General features: G+C 34.2%; 18 protein-coding genes and 1 pseudogene. 10 read left to right on the top strand and 9 right to left on the bottom strand.

Annotated features, from left to right (window positions below):
- Positions 1 to 251: 251 nt before the first annotated feature.
- From ACZ76X_RS04850 to ACZ76X_RS04825, 6 genes are all read left to right on the top strand, one after another.
- Positions 252 to 650 carry a DUF2871 family protein gene (locus tag ACZ76X_RS04850; RefSeq protein WP_353768449.1) on the top strand — a complete coding sequence of 133 codons (399 nt, stop codon included), beginning with the start codon at positions 252 to 254 and terminating at the stop codon, positions 648 to 650.
- A gap of 171 nt (positions 651 to 821) precedes the next feature.
- Positions 822 to 2,213: an FAD-binding oxidoreductase gene (locus ACZ76X_RS04845; protein ID WP_479849739.1), complete on the top strand. Its 1,392-nt coding sequence runs from the start codon at positions 822 to 824 to the stop codon at positions 2,211 to 2,213.
- Between the two features lie 4 nt (positions 2,214 to 2,217).
- A complete protein-coding gene (locus ACZ76X_RS04840) occupies positions 2,218 to 3,183 on the top strand; it encodes a bile acid:sodium symporter family protein (protein WP_479849738.1) in 966 nt (321 codons plus the stop codon).
- Positions 3,184 to 3,195: 12 nt separating this feature from the next.
- Positions 3,196 to 3,543, top strand: coding sequence for a DUF4260 domain-containing protein (locus ACZ76X_RS04835; RefSeq protein WP_479849737.1), 348 nt, complete (start codon positions 3,196 to 3,198; stop codon positions 3,541 to 3,543).
- A 23-nt stretch (positions 3,544 to 3,566) separates the two neighbouring features.
- Positions 3,567 to 4,094, top strand: coding sequence for a GrpB family protein (locus tag ACZ76X_RS04830; RefSeq protein ID WP_479849736.1), 528 nt, complete (start codon positions 3,567 to 3,569; stop codon positions 4,092 to 4,094).
- Positions 4,095 to 4,228: 134 nt separating this feature from the next.
- Positions 4,229 to 4,828 carry an FMN-binding negative transcriptional regulator gene (locus ACZ76X_RS04825; RefSeq protein WP_479849735.1) on the top strand — a complete coding sequence of 200 codons (600 nt, stop codon included), beginning with the start codon at positions 4,229 to 4,231 and terminating at the stop codon, positions 4,826 to 4,828.
- A gap of 73 nt (positions 4,829 to 4,901) precedes the next feature.
- On the opposite strand, the gene ACZ76X_RS04820 is transcribed toward ACZ76X_RS04825, so the two are convergent.
- The 5 genes from ACZ76X_RS04820 to ACZ76X_RS04800 form a co-directional block, all read right to left on the bottom strand.
- A complete protein-coding gene (locus tag ACZ76X_RS04820; protein ID WP_098669557.1) occupies positions 4,902 to 5,090 on the bottom strand; it encodes a Phr family secreted Rap phosphatase inhibitor in 189 nt (62 codons plus the stop codon).
- On the bottom strand, positions 5,087 to 6,181 hold the full coding sequence (locus tag ACZ76X_RS04815) for a response regulator aspartate phosphatase (protein ID WP_479849734.1): 1,095 nt from the start codon (positions 6,179 to 6,181) through the stop codon (positions 5,087 to 5,089). Before ACZ76X_RS04815 ends, ACZ76X_RS04820 begins: the two co-directional genes overlap by 4 nt.
- Positions 6,182 to 6,434: 253 nt before the next feature.
- Positions 6,435 to 7,901 carry a protein adenylyltransferase SelO gene (locus tag ACZ76X_RS04810; protein ID WP_479849733.1) on the bottom strand — a complete coding sequence of 489 codons (1,467 nt, stop codon included), beginning with the start codon at positions 7,899 to 7,901 and terminating at the stop codon, positions 6,435 to 6,437.
- Between the two features lie 178 nt (positions 7,902 to 8,079).
- Complete coding sequence (locus ACZ76X_RS04805; RefSeq protein ID WP_479849732.1) at positions 8,080 to 9,078, bottom strand: NADP-dependent oxidoreductase; 999 nt, start codon at positions 9,076 to 9,078, stop codon at positions 8,080 to 8,082.
- Between the two features lie 114 nt (positions 9,079 to 9,192).
- Positions 9,193 to 9,594: an ArsR/SmtB family transcription factor gene (locus ACZ76X_RS04800; protein ID WP_479849731.1), complete on the bottom strand. Its 402-nt coding sequence runs from the start codon at positions 9,592 to 9,594 to the stop codon at positions 9,193 to 9,195.
- A gap of 470 nt (positions 9,595 to 10,064) precedes the next feature.
- Between ACZ76X_RS04800 and ACZ76X_RS04795 the strand changes: the two genes are divergently transcribed.
- Together ACZ76X_RS04795 and ACZ76X_RS04790 are read left to right on the top strand one after the other, a co-directional pair.
- On the top strand, positions 10,065 to 11,684 hold the full coding sequence (locus tag ACZ76X_RS04795; protein WP_479849730.1) for an FAD-dependent oxidoreductase: 1,620 nt from the start codon (positions 10,065 to 10,067) through the stop codon (positions 11,682 to 11,684).
- A gap of 380 nt (positions 11,685 to 12,064) precedes the next feature.
- Positions 12,065 to 13,009, top strand: a complete 945-nt coding sequence (locus ACZ76X_RS04790) for a glycerophosphodiester phosphodiesterase (RefSeq protein ID WP_479849729.1) — start codon at positions 12,065 to 12,067, stop codon at positions 13,007 to 13,009.
- Between the two features lie 48 nt (positions 13,010 to 13,057).
- On the opposite strand, the gene ACZ76X_RS04785 is transcribed toward ACZ76X_RS04790, so the two are convergent.
- The 3 genes from ACZ76X_RS04785 to ACZ76X_RS04775 form a co-directional block, all read right to left on the bottom strand.
- Positions 13,058 to 13,735, bottom strand: coding sequence for a YdcF family protein (locus ACZ76X_RS04785; protein ID WP_479849728.1), 678 nt, complete (start codon positions 13,733 to 13,735; stop codon positions 13,058 to 13,060).
- A 93-nt stretch (positions 13,736 to 13,828) separates the two neighbouring features.
- Positions 13,829 to 14,338, bottom strand: a complete 510-nt coding sequence (locus ACZ76X_RS04780; RefSeq protein ID WP_479849727.1) for a DUF3916 domain-containing protein — start codon at positions 14,336 to 14,338, stop codon at positions 13,829 to 13,831.
- A gap of 2 nt (positions 14,339 to 14,340) precedes the next feature.
- A complete protein-coding gene (locus ACZ76X_RS04775; protein WP_479849726.1) occupies positions 14,341 to 15,183 on the bottom strand; it encodes a LysR family transcriptional regulator in 843 nt (280 codons plus the stop codon).
- 85 nt (positions 15,184 to 15,268) lie between these two features.
- Here ACZ76X_RS04775 and ACZ76X_RS04770 point away from each other — a divergent pair, with 85 nt between their 5' ends.
- The gene (locus ACZ76X_RS04770) at positions 15,269 to 16,501 is read left to right on the top strand and encodes an MFS transporter (protein ID WP_479849725.1); all 1,233 of its coding nucleotides are present in this window, start codon (positions 15,269 to 15,271) and stop codon (positions 16,499 to 16,501) included.
- Between the two features lie 110 nt (positions 16,502 to 16,611).
- On the opposite strand, the pseudogene ACZ76X_RS04765 reads toward ACZ76X_RS04770, so the two are convergent.
- Positions 16,612 to 16,821: pseudogene (locus ACZ76X_RS04765) on the bottom strand (hypothetical protein).
- A gap of 257 nt (positions 16,822 to 17,078) precedes the next feature.
- Here ACZ76X_RS04765 and ACZ76X_RS04760 point away from each other — a divergent pair.
- Positions 17,079 to 18,212: a serine hydrolase domain-containing protein gene (locus ACZ76X_RS04760; protein WP_479849724.1), complete on the top strand. Its 1,134-nt coding sequence runs from the start codon at positions 17,079 to 17,081 to the stop codon at positions 18,210 to 18,212.

Raw genomic sequence — 18,212 nt, 5'->3', positions numbered from 1 at the left:
GTGCACCACCTTTAAAAGTTATAATAATTAGTATGGATTGTGTAACACAAAATCGCAACATATTTTAAAAGAATCTTGCTTGTTCACATAAAGTTCGTTTGTTTTGTATAAAGGGATATTTTATAATTAGAATTGATTGTAAAGAGTGAGATGCTTATACAATGACTCCTAGGTAACTAGGAGTTTTTACTATATAACTATCATTATTACTAAATATGACACACTACACATTCTACTCAAGGAGGTACATAATGAAAAAATTATATAATGCATCGTTTACGTATTTGATTATCGGTTTATTATCAGGAATTTTCGCTAGGGAGTATGGAAAGTATAAGGGGATTTTAGGATCTACTTTGTTAAATCTTCTGCATACACATACACTTGTACTTGGCTTTTTCTTCTTTTTAATTGCTTTAGGATTAGCAAAAGTATTCGCGTTTCATGAAGCGAAAAGCTTTAATAAGTGGTTTGTTTTACATAATATTGCATTAACTTTAATGTTAGGTTCGCTAGCAGCGAGAGGGCTTCTTCAGCTAAATGGAGCGGACTTTAAAGGGTTAACTTATATTGTAGGGTTTTCCCATTCGTTAATGGCAGTTACTTTAATTTGGTTTATGTTGTTAATAAAGAAGTCATTTAAAATATAGTTTTATAGAAAAGAACTTGCAGCAATTGTTGCAAGTTCTTTTTGTTTCTTCGATAGTATGAAACGAATTTCATAGGTATAAAACTTGAATTATTTAATTTTTCGGATTATTATGTATAAAATAGTTAGCATATTTTGTAATTTAAATTTATAGAGAGTAGGAGAGTGTACGATGGAAATAACAGTAGAGCGTTTAGTAAATGCATTAAAGGGTGTACTTCCCGAAGATCGGGTAGTTGTAAATACGACAGTAAGAGAGTTACATAGTAAAGATGAATCTTATCATACTAGTAGTTTACCTGATGTAGTAGTTTTTCCGAAAACGACTGAAGAGGTTAGTAAATTAATGAAAGTAGCGAGTGAGCATAAAAAACCTGTCGTTCCTTTTGGGGTAGGTTCTAGCTTAGAAGGCCACGTTATTCCATATGAAAAAGGAATTACAATGGACTTTTCGCTTATGAATAAAATACTCGAAATAAGAGAGAAAGATTTTCTAGTGAAAGTACAGCCGGGAGTGACTCGCTCTCAGCTTAATAAAGAATTGAAAAAGTATGGATTGTTTTTTAGTGTAGACCCAGGAGCAGATGCAACGTTAGGTGGAATGGCTGCTACAAATGCGAGCGGAACGACAGCGGTTAAATACGGAGTAATGCGTGATCAAGTTCGTGATTTAGAAGTCGTTCTTGCTGATGGGGAAGTTATACATACTGGAAATTTAGCGGCGAAGTCATCATCAGGTTACCATTTAAATGGTGTTTTCGTAGGATCAGAAGGTACGCTTGGATGCTTTACAGAGTTAACATTAAAAGTATACGGCATACCAGAACATGTTATGGCTGCTAGAGCATCGTTTCCAACTATAAATGATGCAGTAGAAGCTGTTATTCATATACTGCAAGCGGGTATTCCAATTGCGAGAATTGAACTTGTAGATGAATTATCTATGAAACAAGTAAATCATTATAATGAAACAAGTTATAGAGAAGAGCCTACACTGTTTTTAGAGTTTCACGGTAATGAAGCAGGTCTTAAGCAAGATATTGAATTTACGAAGGAAATTGTTTTTGATCATAAATGTAAAGAAGTTGCTTTTGAAACGGAAACTGCGGCGAGAAATAAATTATGGGAGGCACGGCATAATCTAGCATATTCTTACGTTCATAGCTATCCTGGTAAAAAGCTTATGAGTACAGACGTATGTGTGCCAATTTCAGAATTAGCTGGTGCAATCCAACATGCGAAAGAGACGTTGGATAAGATTGGACTTGTCGGCGGTATTCTTGGCCATGTAGGAGACGGAAATTTCCATGTGCTCTTAATGGTTGATCCAAACGATAAAGAAGAAGTGGAAAAGGCGGACGAAATAAACGAAAGTATCGTTTTATATGCTCTGAAACGAGGTGGAACGTGTACGGGAGAACATGGCGTTGGAATCGGAAAACAAAAGTATCAAGAAGAAGAACATGGGGCGGCATTACTCGTAATGGAAAAAATAAAGAAAGCTCTTGACCCGCAAAACATTTTGAATCCGAATAAAGTTTTTCAGCTAAAGGATAGGGGATGATGGGGTGAAAGTACTAGAAGCGATAAGTAATATAGCTGGAAAGTATTTTGCATTTTGGGTTATTTGTATTGCAGCAATTGCATATTTCATTCCTGGACCATTTCTTGGGTTAACTAGTTACATAACAATTTTACTCGGAGTTGTTATGTTTGGGATGGGATTAACATTAAAGGCTGTTGATTTTAAGATCATTGCTACAAAACCATTGCCAGTTATTATCGGTGTATGTGCTCAGTTTATTATTATGCCACTTGTCGCATACGTACTAGCCTACGTTATGAATCTGCCAGCTGAATTAGCAGCAGGATTAGTGTTGCTCGGTTCAGTACCGGGTGGCACTGCATCAAATGTTATGGTTTATTTAGCAAAAGGGAACTTAGCATTGTCTATTGCAATGACGTCATTATCAACGTTACTAGCACCGATTGCTACACCTCTTATTTTATTATTACTCGCGGGACAATGGATGCCAGTGAATGCTATGTCTATGTTTCTTTCTATCGTACAAGTTATTATCATACCTATTATTTTAGGATTAGTAGTGAAGAAGTTTTTCCCTACAACTGTTACGAAAGGGATGACTGTTATTCCGTTAATATCAGTTGTAGCAATTATCATTATTGTTTCTGCAGTTGTTTCAGCGAATGTAAGTAGCATTACTTCTTCAGGCCTGCTTATCTTTATTGCAGTGATGCTTCATAATGCATTTGGCTTTTTACTCGGATATATAACAGCGTTCGTACTTAGACTAGACGAAGGGACAAGAAGAGCTATTTCAATAGAAGTAGGAATGCAAAACTCAGGTTTAGGTGTTGCGCTAGCAACTGCACATTTTGGACCAGCTGCTGCACTTCCAAGTGTATTAGCAGCAGTATGGCATAACATTGCAGGACCGATTTTAGCAACCATCTGGTCAAAAAATGCAAATACTTTCAATGGTGAAAATTTAACGGTAAATATAGAAAAATAGGAATGATAAAGAATGCAAAAGCGTATTTTACATTTTGAAGGCTTAGTTATTTTCGTAGCTACGATCTATGCGTATTCGATATATGAATTTAGTTGGATTATATTTTTGGTGTTCCTTTTAACGCCGGATTTATCAATGTTCGCGTATGGGATAAATAATCATGTAGGTGCTACAATTTATAATATATGTCACACATATATTATATCGATAGTAATAGCTATTATAGGTGTCTATTTTAAGGTAGATACCGTTATAATGATTGGATTAATATGGACAGCGCATATTGGAATGGATCGAATGTTTGGATATGGATTGAAATATGAGACGGATTTTAAGGATACTCATATTCAGAGGTTATAGTTGCTTTTGAGGAGAGGGATACATTGAAACAGAGAATTACTATCGAAGAATATAACATCAAATGGGAAAATGAATTTTATAGACTACAATCGCTCATTAACAATGTAATAAATGAACTTGTTTTGTCCATTGAGCATGTTGGGAGTACATCTGTTAAAGGACTTGTAGCAAAACCAGTATTAGATATTGATATAGTAATAGAAGAGTGCGAAATTTTTCCTGAAGTAGTAAAAAGACTTGAAACGATAGGATACTATCATCAGGAAAAATGGAGTTACAAAGGGAGAGAGGCGTTTGGCAGAAAGGATGCTTTTGTTCCGTGGGACGGGGAAAGTACAGTTTGGATGGAACATCATTTATATGTTTGTGACAAAAATAGTGAAGAACTAAGAAGACATATAGCGTTTCGGGATTACCTTCGTGAACATGAAGACGTTGCTGGTGAATATGGGCGATTAAAGGAAGAGTTGGCAAGAGAGTCAAAAAGTAGAACTAGCTATAGTGAAGGTAAGACGAAATTTATTACAAATATATTAGAAGAAATAAACTAAGGCGGCATGGAGTACATGCTGCCTATTCTTTTGAAATAGAACGCTGCCATTATAAAACAAATATAAACTGGCCCTGTTGAATGCTACGAGATTTAAATATAATGAGAAATAAAAGACCGGAAAAGAGGGAGCTTATGTACGTACCAAAATATTTCGCAATACAAGATGAAGAGATGAAATACGAAATAATGGAACAAAATAGCTTTGCAACATTATTTTCTCACCATAACGGGGAACCATATGCAACGCATTTACCGTTGTTATTAAATAGGGAAACACTCACGTTACATGGCCATTTCGCACGGCCGAATGAACAGTGGAAAGATATTGAGAGTCAACAAGTGCTTGCTATATTCCAAGGGCCGCACAGTTACATATCGCCGTCATGGTATGAAACAAACAATGCAGTACCAACTTGGAATTACGTTGCAGTGCATGTATACGGTGAATTAGAAATTGTTGAGGGTGAACAGGAATTAATTGACTCTCTTCAACAATTAGTACATAAATATGAAGATTCAAAGAGCACGTACTCATTAAACGATGTAAATCCGAATTATATGGCAAGATTAAGTAAGGGAATAGTTGGATTCAAAATAAAGATAAATAAAATAGAAGGAAAAGCGAAGTTAAGTCAAAATCATTCTGTGACAAGAAGAAAATTAGTTGTGGAGGAACTTGAAAAAGTTGATAGTGAGGGGAGCAGGGGGATTGCGGAGTTGATGAGAAAATAAAGTCTACATGAAAGGAAAATATTCTAAATAAACGTATTTAAAAAGACCTTCTTAATTGAAGGTCTTTCATTTTTTAAAGTGTTTTTTCAGCTGTTGTTGAGTTGTAGTCTTTATTTGTGTCAACAGATTGAACAAAGTCAGGTCTTTGTGGTGCCGGGAAATCTGCATGGCCTGCTTGATATGTAAATGAACTATTTAGACCAATAGATACAATACCTAGTACAGATAATCCTAAAACGATAGAACTAATTTTCTTTATCATTTTAATGCCCCTTTCTCAAACGTTTTTTCTTTTGCTTGTAACGCTTTATGAAAATACTCACTTGCTTTTATATGGTTATTTTCATCGTAAAGTTTAATAGCTAACTTTTCTGAATATTCCTGAGTGTAGTTATATAAAGATTCTTTGTCGAAATACGTAATTCCTTCAAGAATAATTTTTTCTAAGTCTTCAGTTGATTCATTATTGTTAAGGGATTCTAAAATTTTAAAGTGAAGCATATATTCTTCATTGTTAAGTTCTGTACAAATTTTTAATCCTTTTTTAATAAATTCTGAAGCGATATTTATTTCACCAAGTTTAGAATGTTCCCTTGCTTGTAAGAAAATTGCTTTAAAATGTGTAGGCATTTTTGTTGTCACTTCAGATAGATGACGAATAGCTAATGTTGATAAGTTTTGATTAGCATATAGCCAACCTAAGTTATTACGCACTCTTAACAGTAATGATTCTTCACCCTGTTTCTGTAAAATATTGATTGCTGAATTATATTTTTCCTCTGCTTGCTCGTATTGTTTTAAATATACAAATGCTGCACCTAATACGCTTTCACAAGAGGCGACATTTTTTTCATATCCTACAGCTTTTATGAAGAATTCTTTTGCTTTGGATGCATATTCAATAGCCTCAATTGGCTGGTAAAAATGATAATAGAAAATAGCCATTCGATAATTAAATTCCCCTTTTTCTAGATCATCAGTGGCATTTACCAGTAGTCTCTCAGCTTTTTCATAATGTTCACTTGCTAAATTATAATTTGTTGTTAGAGTAGCATGAATAGCTTTAAAGAAATGATAGTAGTAAGAAAGTTGGTGATTAGGTGAAATCGCGTAAGAATCTATTTTATTGAAACTGTCTTTTGTGATACTTAAACCGTCAGTTAAAACTTTGAAACGAAAATCTAGTAGAGAATAGTATAATGCTAAGTTTTCATCTTCTTCAAAGTTTAGTTCCTTTTCCTCAATTTCATGCTTTAAGTTTGTCGCCTGGGACACATCTTGTTTAAGCATAGCTAAATACCAATCATTAAATAATTTCGTAATTTGTTCATTACCTTGTAGTTGAACGTTCATGAAATCCCCTCGCTTTTTGAATATTCTTATAAAATATATTATCAAAAATAACAATATTTAGAAATGTAATTTTTATTTCTCAATATTTGTTTAACAAGTTCATGAGTAAGTCTATTGGAATAGTTGGTTTTTTGTTTTGGAGTAAAGAAAAGGAATCGGGGGAAGTGCATTTTAAAGTTCTAGTTGAGAGGGGAGAATATAAAAAAGGTGTGTTCACACAATTTGTATGAACACACTTTTTTATATTAAACAATCAAGTCCCACAAAAAGTACGATAAGGACGATTCGTCGGTGCAGGTGGAACGCAGTATTCTTCTTGATCTGTAGCATACGCATAAGGATTTGATAGAGCTTCAAGAAGTTTTTCCATTACGCTATAGTCACTATTTTCCACAGCTGCTTCTAGTGCTTCTTCTACGCGATGGTTTCTTGGGATGATCGATGGGTTATTATTTTTCATCATCTCGTAGGCATTGTCTTTCGATTCTTCTTGTCTTTCTAATCGAGATTGCCACAGTTTGTACCATTCTTTAAATTCAGGACTTTCAAATAGAGCTGTATTTTCAATCGTATTAAGAGTTAATGAACGGAATGTATTTGTGTAATCTGCTTTATGTTTCTCCATCATTTTTAAAAGTTGCTCAATAAGTGATTGATCCTGTTCCTCGTTGCTAAATAGTCCTAATTTCTTTTTCATTCCAATGAACCACTGTTTTTCATACTGTACGCTAAATTTTGAAATTTCGTCTTGAGCAATCTTTAATGCTTCTTCCTCATCTTCATGTAGAATTGGTATTAAAGATTCTGCTAAACGTGCGAGGTCCCATGCGCCCATATATGGTTGATTTCCATATGCGTAGCGACCTTGTGTATCAATAGAGCTAAATACAGTTCCTTGGTCGTAATTGTCCATAAATGCACAAGGGCCGTAATCAATTGTTTCTCCACTAATCGTTATATTGTCAGTATTCATTACACCATGGATAAATCCAATAAGTTGCCATTTAGCGATGAGACTTGCTTGTTTTTTTATGACTTCTTGTAGTAATGCAGTATATCGGTTTTCATGAGCTTCAATTTCTGGATAATGTCTTTCTATCGTATAGTCAGCTAGAGATTTAAGGTCATCGATAGAACCGCGAGCTGCAGCATATTGAAATGTGCCGACACGTATATGACTGCTAGCGACTCTAGTTAAAATTGCTCCAGGTAACTTTGTTTCCCGATATGTTGGTTCGCCTGTTGTGACAACTGCTAAACTGCGCGTAGTTGGAATATCAAGTGCATACATTGCTTCACTAATAATATACTCACGTAGCATCGGACCGAGTGCAGCGCGACCATCACCGCGTCGTGAATATGGAGTAGGGCCAGAACCTTTTAATTGAATGTCAAAGCGTTTACCTGAAGGAGTAATTTGTTCACCTATTAAAAGCGCACGACCGTCGCCTAACATATTAAAATGTCCGAATTGATGACCGGCATACGCTTGTGCTAATGGACGAGCTCCTTCTGGGAGTGCATTACCAGCAAAAACAGCAATTTCAACTTCTTTTTTCAATTCTTCAGGATTAAAGCCAAGAGATATTGCTAATGAATGATTTAGTTTAACTAGCTCCGGTGAACTTACGGGAGTAGGGGGGATTTCTGTATAAAATGATTGTGGTAAAGTCGTATAACTATGATCTAAATTCCAACCAGCTTCATTATTTTTAGTCATTTTATCTCCTCCTTGTTTATTTTTTTATTATGTATTTGTACGTATGTATTCTTTGTAAAATTAGCTAAAAGTATAATATGATATTTCCCCTTGCAATCTATTGTAAGGACTTCACTGCGCTATGTCTATTTAACAGTAAATATAAAGACCCCATTTTAAGAAAATGGGGTCTTTGTTATTATTTTATTTTTACAATTATTTTTCCTTTTGCTCTGCCAGCCTCTGAATATTCCATTGCTTTTTGCGCATCTTCAAAAGGGAAAACTCGATCGATTACCGGTTTGATTTTTCCGACTTCAATATAATTTGCGATAGTACGTAATTGATCCCCGCTTGGCTTCATAAATAAAAATGAATATTGAGCATTATGCTTTTTTTCAAGTGCAGTAATTTTTTTGCTTGCTAATGAAAATAAGAATGTTTTAAAAAATCCGGAACCAAATTCTTTACCGAAACGAGCATTTGGCATTCCTGAAACGGAAACAATGTTGCCTCCGCTTTTTATAATATCGAATGATTTTTCAAGTGTTGTACCGCCGATTGTATCAAATACTGCATCATAATCTTTTAGTATTTCTTCAAATTTTTCTGTTTTGTAATTAATAATTTTATCTGCACCAAGAGACTTTACTAAATTTGCACCAGCTTCACTAGCGGTCGTTGCAACGGTAGCACCCATTATTTTTGCTAACTGAATAGCGAAGGTACCAACACCACCAGATCCAGCGTGAATTAATATCTTTTGCCCTTTTTGTAAGTGCATGATGTCATGTAGTGCTTGATAGGATGTTAAGCCAACGAGTGGAATCGACGCCGCTTCCTCAAAACTTAAATTTTTTGGTTTTAAAGCTATATCATCCTCATGAATGGCTATATATTCCGCGAAAGTACCGATCTTATTTTTTCTTGGACGTGCATATATTTCATCGCCGACTTTAAAACGAGTTACTTGCGACCCAACCTTCACGATGACACCGGAAAAGTCATTACCAAGGATTAGGGGCATTTCATATTTAAGTAACATCTTTACTTTTCCATCACGTATTTTAAAGTCAATTGGGTTAATACTAGCTGCATGAATTTCTGCGAGCACTTCATGTTCATTTATTTCAGGAGTAGGTACCTCTGCCATACGCATTGGAACTTTCCCGTATTTATCAATTATCATCGCTTTCATTTCTTGTACCTCCAAATTTCAATAAAGTGAAACTTTAATCAGTGGGGGTTTTCTTCATCCCCTACTGATTATCAGCCCTCACCAATCGGACTTTTATGGGCAGTTGATCCCCCATCAAAATTCTTTGCTTTCACTGAATTTTGATGGGGGGGTCTTACTGCCCGTTAAAGTGGGATAAAAGTTGTGCAATAGTTTCTCAATATCTAATACAAGATTTTTTAATACACCTAATTTTGTACGTATATCAATATAATAAAAATTTTTTGTACCTTCTTTTCGCATTAAAATAATCTCGGCTTCTCGTAAGATTCTAAGGTGATGTGATACTGCTGGTCGAGAAAGATGTGTTTGTTTCGTAATTTCTCCTACACGTAATCCAGTTTGACATTCTGTTTCCATGAGAACTAACAAAATAGCTTGACGTGTTTCGTCACCAATTGCCAATAATACTTTTTGAGAATCAATAAAATCTTTTTTTATAACACTTAATTGTTCTTGTTTATTCATTTCAATCACTTTACCTCCTGCTGATTAGTCGAAAGGTTTAAGATGATGGACCATTACTTCGATAAGGTAATGCTACATGATTGTTGAATGAGCTGCAATATTGGGAAAGAAAATCGAGACGAATGAAATTTTATGAGTTGAAAATGGTAGGGGGATAGAAAAGGCTTTAATGATACGTTGTTTACAGATGAGAAAGGATAAGGATTTAAAAAAAAGCAGTCGTGCCCTGTATAACTTATAGGGTTACGACTGCTTATCATGTTTTTATTATGTTAGTGTCTACTAAAGTGAGTTGTTTCGTTTTACTCTTTCATACATGCATAATTCAAACAGATTATAGATGTATGAAAAAGTAAAAGTAATTTGGGGCGTAATCTATCTATATGATAATTTAAAATGAAATATAAGTCTATATCTTTGTTGTTTTTTTGATTATATTTATATCACTGAGCTCAGAACAATGATGGGAGGATAAATATATGAAATCGAATTACGTACCAGTTTTAATTATTGGAGGAGGATTATCAGGGTTAGCATCTGCGCTATTCCTTGCAAAACATAACGTTGATTATTTATTGGTTGAAAGGCACCGGTCCACTGCAATTCATCCAAAAGCAGGTGGAATCACTTTTCGTACGATGGAGTTATTTCGAGAATTGGGTTTAGAACAAAGAATTAGATCAGCGGGTAAAGCGTTAGAAAATTGTCGCGGAAGAATAGCAGTTCATACGATAGCTGAGGCGAATAAGGAAGAATTGGCACAAATGCGGGCGACTCAGTATGGAAACGATGAGAAGTTACTTCGAAAAATAGAAGAGATTAGTCCATCAAAACAAACGGCTTGTTATCAAATTATTTTAGAAGAGATCATGTTACAAGAAGCGAGAACATTAGGCGGAGAATTATCTTTTTATCATGAATTAGTTTCTTATAAACAAAATGAGCAAGGAGTAATCGCAACGATTCGGAATCGCGAAACGGAAGAAGAAAGTATTATTCATTGTGATTATGTAATTGCAGCGGATGGAGCGAAAAGTAAAATACGTGAGCAGCTAGGGATAAGTACGGAGGGACGAGGTACAATCGGTGGCTATTATATGAATATTTATTTTGAAGCGGATTTAAGCGAGTTTATACAAGGAGATGCATTTGGTTTTTCTATGGTACTTCATCCGGAAGTTCTCGGTGCACTCATTCCAGTCGATAACGCAAGAAGATGGATTTATCATGTATCCTACGATCCATTAAAAGGAGAGCGACCAGAGGATTTTACTATAGAACGTTGTAAACAAATTCTTCAAACCGCAATAGGAAGTACAAATGTTGAGTCAGAAATAGTAAGTGTTTTACCGTGGGAAGCGACTGAAAGTACTGCTACAAAGTTTCAAGATAATCGCGTTTTTTTAGTTGGCGATTCTGCACATATTATGCCGCCAACTGGAGGGTTTGGTTCAAATACAGGAATACAAGATGCGCACAATCTAGCTTGGAAATTAGCGGCTGTTATAAAAGGGAAGGCAAATCCAAAATTGTTAGAAACATATCATAAAGAGAGGTATCCTGTTGCAAAAATAACGACGGATTATGCGAGTAGTTTGTTGTTTCGTGCTGCGAATAGGGAGGAAGGCAGTTTGAATAATATGGATGGTTTAGCTGTAACTGTTGGGTATCAGTATTGTTCAGAAGCAATACTAGATGAATCAGCCACTCCACATAGAATGGATATCGTAGATTTGAATGGAAGACCTGGAACACGAGCACCGCACTTTTGGGGGATGTATAAAGGGAAAGAAGTTTCTATATTAGACTTATTTGGTAACAATTTTGTATTACTTACTGGAGTAGACAATAGTTCTTGGGCTGAAGCTGTATATGATGTTTCATCTAAATTAGGGATAAATATTAATGTGTATCGAGTAGGGTTAAGCGGAGATTTTATTGCTCAAGAAAATGTTTTTCTTGAATTATATAGGATAGAAAATGAAGGAATTGTATTAATTAGACCAGACGGCTTTATTGGATGGCGTTCGGAAAAAGCAGTGGTAAATCCAGATGTAATACTGGAGGAGGTAATGAGTAATTTATTATGTGATTTTTAAGTAACTATGGAAGCATTGTCTTATAAGCTTCACTTTACTGAAAAAATAATATTCACAAATATTAATAGGTTTGGTATGATTAATTTCGACAAGTTAATCGAGGCCGGAGATATTTGAGATAAGCCATAAATTTATTTAGGGATACAGCAGTGTCCTCTAAATAATTTATGGCTTTTTTTATTGATGAACTGTAATCAATAAGGAGTTACATGTGAATAGGAGGGATATGGAAAATAAATAGTATAGTAATAACATAGGGGAATTGTATTTGTAAGATTGGAATTTTTATATAAGCTTATAAAAATGATGAAAGTATATCTTCTATTTCGTGTAAATCTCATTAACTTGTTGAAATTTGCAACGTAGGAAGGGTTAGAAGGATGAGAAAAATTATTAGCGTGTTAGTTATTTTCTTTATGACGGGGAGTATCTTTGCTGGGGGAGCTGTTCATGCGAAAGCAGAAGGGCAGCATGAATGGAATACGAATAAGTTTTTAAATATTGCACATCGCGGAGCAAGTGGACATGCACCTGAGCATACTTTTGCTTCTTATGATTTAGTGAAAAAAATGAAAGCGGATTATTTGGAGTTAGATATTCAATTAACTAAGGATGGCCAATTAATTGCAATGCATGATACAGCAGTTGACCGCACTACAAATGGAACAGGTGAAGTACGAGATAAAACATTAAGTGAAATAAAAAGCTTAGATGCAGGATCTTGGTTCAATAAAGCTTATCCAGAAAAGGCTAAGCAAGAGTATGTTGGGCAAAAAGTTCCGACTCTTGAAGAAATCTTCCAAAAGTATGGAAGAAGCATGAAGTATTACATTGAAACAAAATCACCAGATGTGTATCCAGGAATGGAAGAGAAATTATTAGCTTTATTAAAAAAATATAATTTAGTAGGTCAAAACATGTCTTCTAGCCGTGTTATGATTCAATCATTTAGTAAAGATAGTTTAACAAAGATTCATAGTATGAATAAAAATATTCCGCTAGTTCAACTGCTTTGGTATTACCCAAATGAAAACAATGAGATTGTTGAATGGACTGGCATTACACATGAACCAAAAAGTGTAACAAATGAAGATTTTCAAGAAATTAAAAAGTATGCAGTTGGTATTGGACCAAACTTACGTAATGATAACGGGGAACTAATTATTGATGAGTCATATATGAAAATGGCTAGAAATAATGGGCTGTTAATTCACCCTTATACAATTAATGAGAAACCAGATATGAGATTGTTAATTAAATGGGGTGCTACAGGAATGTTTACAAATTATCCTGATCGATTACATAGTGTACTAAAAGAAAAATAAGTGAGATAGGATAAAAGGTATACCGACGTTTTGGTATACCTTTTCCTATTATGCTAGGTTATAGTAGTAGGATACATATTCTTCTAAGCCTTGAACTTCTTTTTCAGGTGGCTCAATGCCACCTTTTTTACCGTAGCAAATATTTCTCAAGTATTCTCCGAAAATCATAGAGCGACTTTTCTCATTTTCCATCCAATTATATCTATTAATGATAAACTCACCATCGAAACTTGTATCAAATGTATATGGGATACAAGTAACAGTATTAGGTAGGTGTTTTTTCAATACTCTATATTGCCGACCGGCTCCTAAACTTTTGCAAACAAATAGTAGCCGATTAATTTTTGTGAAATCAAAAATCTTTTTCGCTTCCATTACATTAGCGATAGAATGGAGGGAGTTTGCCTCGAATATAATAACGTCTTTTGGTACGCCATGTTCAATTAATTTATTTACAATTACTTCTGCTTCTGACAAATCCCCGTAATTCCAGCTCGGATGTTTCATGCCATGCAAACTAGTACCACCTGTAACGATAATTTTGTTTCCTAAACCTTGTCGATAAGCTTCTAGAGGAGCTTGCCAATTGCCAGGATGAGAACCGCCGAAAACGAAAATTGCATCACATTTTTGTGGTGTAATGTCTTTTAGAAAAGTGATTTCTGTAATTTGATGGATTTGTTTTTTGGTAAGAGTAGGGACATCAGGATATTTAGGGATTACCATTTGAAAACCTCCTATATAGTAGAATGATAAATTCATTATATAGCGATTTTATTAAGTGAAAAAAGGGAAGCTTTTCATTTGAAAGTCCCCCTTTTAAGTTAATTCTCCAACAAACCAAATTTCTTTTTCATAGCATTCACCTTCATCATAAATGACTTCTTGAAAGTGTAACATTTGGGCAGTAGGACAAATTGAAATTCTCCAGGTTTTCCAAAAATCAGATTCGTTTGCAAGAGGAATCCACTTTTGAAATTCACTATTTCTCTTAAAGAAATTATGAAAGTCCCCCTCATTTTTAAATATAATGATTTGAGAATCCCACAACCTTTCTATAGAAATCAAAACAACAACTCGATATGTATGTGTATCGCTCGGTTTTATTTTTATTAAATGGCTTGCTTGATTTAATAGAGTTTGTATACACAATCGTTTTACTTTTCTAGGTGTTTTACATGAATTGATAAAAGCTTGTGAAACTGGTAAAGGCATATACCAATATTCATCGTTATAGAAAGTAGAAGGGAACGTTTTTGTATGTTCTTCAATTCGCTGTATCATCGTGTTTGTTTTACGCTTCACCCCACGTATTTTCTTTTCACGCATTGTCAAATCATCTCCATAAATTTTTGTAGTGCAGCTGAGTGATATATATCTTTTCTAGTAATAAAAGTAGTAGGAACTTTTTTAAATCTATTAGGTAAAGGATTGAATGATAAATTATGTTCATGCCCCTTTAAAATTGATTTCATCATAATCGCTACGCCCATACTTGATTTTACACATGCAAGTATAGCTTCGATTGTCCCGAATTCCAAAACTCGTTTAGGCGAGATGTCTTCTTCTTGAAGCCAGTCTTCTAATAAACTTCTATAATAGCACCCGTGACTAAAAGCGAGTAAATTCATATCTTCTATGTCTTTAAGAGAGGATAAAGGTTTTTTACTAATGAGAACTAATTCTTCTTCACGAAATACATTTGTATGAAGTTCAGTATGCTGAGTAGATCCTGCTATAAACGCTCCGTCTAGTTTTCGCTCTAATACAAGCTTAATTAGTTGTTCAGTCGTATTTGTTTCCAAAATCAATTCGACTTCTGGGTACCTCTCATAGTAGGCCGTTAATATAGAGGGGAGCCTTACCGCGGTTGTAGATTCTGTACATCCAATTTTTAAAGTGCCTTTTGGTTCCATTCCATTACTTTGAACCGCTTTTATAGATTGATCCATTAAGTGGATAATTTGTTTGGCGTATGTTAATAAAATCTCACCGTTAGAAGTTAATGTTACACCTTTTCCGTTACGATAAAATAAAGGCACACCTAATTCGTTTTCTAGTTGTTTCATACGCATTGTTACGCCTGATTGTACATAGTTCAAATTTTTCGCTGCGTGAGAAATATTACTTTCCTTTGCAACTTCGTAAAATACAGTTAAATCTTTTATGTCCACGTATCATTCCTCCGAAAAGGTATCAATTTTTTTGATGGATTATATGATGAATCTTTATTTTATATGATATCAGAACTTTCATACAATGGAAGAGAATGGGGGGATTATTGTGTTAATGGAAGAAAGGATGAATAGTACTTATAAGTGGGTTATGTTATTGTTTGCGACGATTACTCAAACAACAGCGACACTTATAACATATGGTGTTGGAGCTTTCGCTTTATTTTGGAAAGAAGAATATGCGCTTACGAATATGGAAAGTGGATTGTTAGTAAGTGTTGTAAATGTTGGACCATTATTTTGCATGCTTTTTGTCGGTCGGTTACTGGATCAATATAATGAAAAATTGTTAATTTCTATCAGTTCATTTTTATTAGGAGGTTCGTTTTTACTAACTAATATAGTAAGTGGATTGAATGGTCTGTTATTTGTACTTTTATTAGTAGGAATGTTTTATAGTGTTTCCCAGCCAGGAGGAAGTAAAGTGATTTTGAAATGGTTTTCAAAAGAAAATCGTGGATTAGCGATGGGAATAAGGCAAGCTGGTATACCGATTGGTGGCGCATTAGCGGGAGTGCTAATCCCATTTCTTACGATACAATATAATGTGACTTACGCGATAAATAGTATGGCATGCATTTGTATAATTGGAGGATTATTATTTTTTATGTTTTATAAAGAACCATATGTTCAAGTGGATGCAAGGAAAGGACATATTAAAATTTCTTTTTGGACGCAGCTAAAAGTAGTGATATGTAAAAAAGATTTGTATCCAATATATATAACGGGTATTTGTATGATTTCATTGCAAATGGTGTTAGTTGGACACTTTATGAAATTTTTAGTAAAGGAACAATCTATCACATCTATTGTAGCCGGAACAGTATTTTCAGTGATGTTCTTTTCTGGAATGATTGGTCGTGTTATATTAGCATCTATTAGTGATTTGTTTTATAATGGAAATCGGCGCACGCCATTATTTATAGCTGTCTGTGCTTCTATCGGTTTAATTCTATTGTTAGTCATGAACATACATACGGTAACGACTGGTGTATTGTATGGTGTAAGTGCATTGTTAGGTTTCTTTTCAATTGGTTGGTTTAGTCTTTTTATCGCCGAAATTGCTGAATTGGCGAGTGAAGATTCCGTTGGGATAACAGTTAGTTTGGCACTTACATTCAATCAAATTGCTATTATTGTTGCACCTATTTTATTTGGTTATATTGTAGATAAAAAAGGGTATACGTATGCGTGGTTGTGTATAGTAGTATTACTATGTATCTCAGCAGTCAGTTTATATAGAAAAAACAAAAAATAAAGGGAAGTTAGCAATGTGAATTTTTTATGAAGAAAATCTAAAGAAATGCCGAATGAGCGACATTTCTTTTTTTATTTGTTGTATAATCAAAACATAAATGAGATTTATTGTCAATGATGTTCATTGCCTGTAATTTTAGACATAATGAGTTGTTTTTCTGTATCGTTATTTGCATGATTTATTTTGATTGAAAATTTTCAGTATCATTTCCCTTTAAAGTTATAATCCGTTTTACTTAATATTAAATTATAACTATATTTTATTGTAGGATAATAAAACATTATATCATCTAAACGATTATCTCTATCTGTATTTTTCATCTTAACAACTCTGTTTTTATAGTGTGTAACAAATGTTACATAAGATATTGAAATTATAGTAGGGTGCATCCGATTGTAAGGTGGAAATTTTGCAAGAAAGAAATACAATAGAGAGTAGCCAAAAACTGAATATGAGAAAAGGGAATCTAGTTCACTTGGATGAATAATAGATAGTTATTATAAAAAATTGAAAATTAATAGATATAGAATAGAATGGATGTGCGTTAAGTGAAACTAGATAAAAGAGGGTTCCTATTATGTTAAAGAAATGGTTAATCGTTTTCTTTATTTTTGCTATTTTTTGTGGGAGTGTCGTTGCACTCATACATGCAAGTAAAGGAAAGAAATATGATATAAAGGCATTTTCTAATGTAAATAGTAAGCAAAAGGACGATATGCAAGAAGTTGATGCCAATGAGAAAAAGCACTATGAAGTTGTAGCTGGAAAACTAGATCAATATTTAAAAGATAAAGGATTTAATGGGAGTGTTCTTGTAGCTAGTAAAGACCATGTGATTTTACGAAAAGGTTATGGGTATGCAAATGTGAAAGATAAAGTAGCGACAACGCCAAGAACGAAATATCGTATTGGTTCTATTACGAAAACAGTCGTTGCAATATCTATTATGCAGCTAAAGGAAAAAGGGAAATTAAATATTGAAGACAATGTAAATAAGTATATTCCATCGTTTCCAGCAGATAAAAACATTACGTTACGAAATTTGTTAACACATACGTCCGGGTTACCAGATCAGGGACAAGGTAGGGTTGATGCGGCGTCACGATTAAAGTTAGTAACGTGGATTGGCGCGCAAAAATTGCAATTTCCTGCAGGGACAGGATGGAAATATACAGACTATAATTATATGGTACTTGCGTATATTGTAGAAAAAATAGCAAATAAACCGCTCGCTGAATATGTGAAAGAAAATATTTTTACTCCTGTTGAAATGCATGAGTCTGGAATGGGGGCAACTCTTCCTGAAGATATTTTTTTAGCAGAAGGTTATACGAGAAAAGATAATGAGTTAATAGCTACACCCCGTTTGAAAATGAACTGGTTGTATGGGTGTGGTGAAATGTATACGACTGTTGAAGATATGAAAAGACTAGATGAGGCAATAATGGATGGAAAACTGTTATCGAAACAAAGTGTAATAGATATGTTTACTGCATCACCAGCAAGAAAATATGGATTTAGTTTCTATACGTATCCAGATTATTATCATAACCACGGCGTATTAGCAGGTTGGAATACTTTTAATAATTTTAACTGGGATAAAAAAACGTTCGTCATATTATTCTCTAACGTTCAAAATGGTATGAATGATGCATTTAATCAAGAGTTTAGGAAAATGGCGAATGATTTAATAGAAGGAAAGGGAGCATAA

The sequence above is a fragment of the Bacillus sp. BC05(2025) genome (genome assembly GCF_056725905.1).
The sequence above is the reverse complement of the archived record's forward strand: the minus strand, read 5'-3'. Positions and strand labels throughout refer to the sequence as shown.

Excerpts from the sequence above, each read along its gene's own strand:
- ACZ76X_RS04850 (WP_353768449.1), top strand. The coding sequence starts at position 252 with ATGAAAAAATTATATAATGCATCGTTTACGTATTTGATTATCGGTTTA.
- ACZ76X_RS04785 (WP_479849728.1), bottom strand. The coding sequence starts at position 13,735 with ATGGTAATCCCTAAATATCCTGATGTCCCTACTCTTACCAAAAAACAA.
- ACZ76X_RS04825 (WP_479849735.1), top strand. The coding sequence starts at position 4,229 with ATGTACGTACCAAAATATTTCGCAATACAAGATGAAGAGATGAAATAC.
- ACZ76X_RS04845 (WP_479849739.1), top strand. The coding sequence starts at position 822 with ATGGAAATAACAGTAGAGCGTTTAGTAAATGCATTAAAGGGTGTACTT.
- ACZ76X_RS04815 (WP_479849734.1), bottom strand. The coding sequence starts at position 6,181 with ATGAACGTTCAACTACAAGGTAATGAACAAATTACGAAATTATTTAAT.
- ACZ76X_RS04805 (WP_479849732.1), bottom strand. The coding sequence starts at position 9,078 with ATGAAAGCGATGATAATTGATAAATACGGGAAAGTTCCAATGCGTATG.
- ACZ76X_RS04810 (WP_479849733.1), bottom strand. The coding sequence starts at position 7,901 with ATGACTAAAAATAATGAAGCTGGTTGGAATTTAGATCATAGTTATACG.
- ACZ76X_RS04820 (WP_098669557.1), bottom strand. The coding sequence starts at position 5,090 with ATGATAAAGAAAATTAGTTCTATCGTTTTAGGATTATCTGTACTAGGT.
- ACZ76X_RS04835 (WP_479849737.1), top strand. The coding sequence starts at position 3,196 with ATGCAAAAGCGTATTTTACATTTTGAAGGCTTAGTTATTTTCGTAGCT.
- ACZ76X_RS04780 (WP_479849727.1), bottom strand. The coding sequence starts at position 14,338 with ATGCGTGAAAAGAAAATACGTGGGGTGAAGCGTAAAACAAACACGATG.
- ACZ76X_RS04760 (WP_479849724.1), top strand. The coding sequence starts at position 17,079 with ATGTTAAAGAAATGGTTAATCGTTTTCTTTATTTTTGCTATTTTTTGT.
- ACZ76X_RS04790 (WP_479849729.1), top strand. The coding sequence starts at position 12,065 with ATGAGAAAAATTATTAGCGTGTTAGTTATTTTCTTTATGACGGGGAGT.
- ACZ76X_RS04770 (WP_479849725.1), top strand. The coding sequence starts at position 15,269 with ATGGAAGAGAATGGGGGGATTATTGTGTTAATGGAAGAAAGGATGAAT.
- ACZ76X_RS04795 (WP_479849730.1), top strand. The coding sequence starts at position 10,065 with ATGAAATCGAATTACGTACCAGTTTTAATTATTGGAGGAGGATTATCA.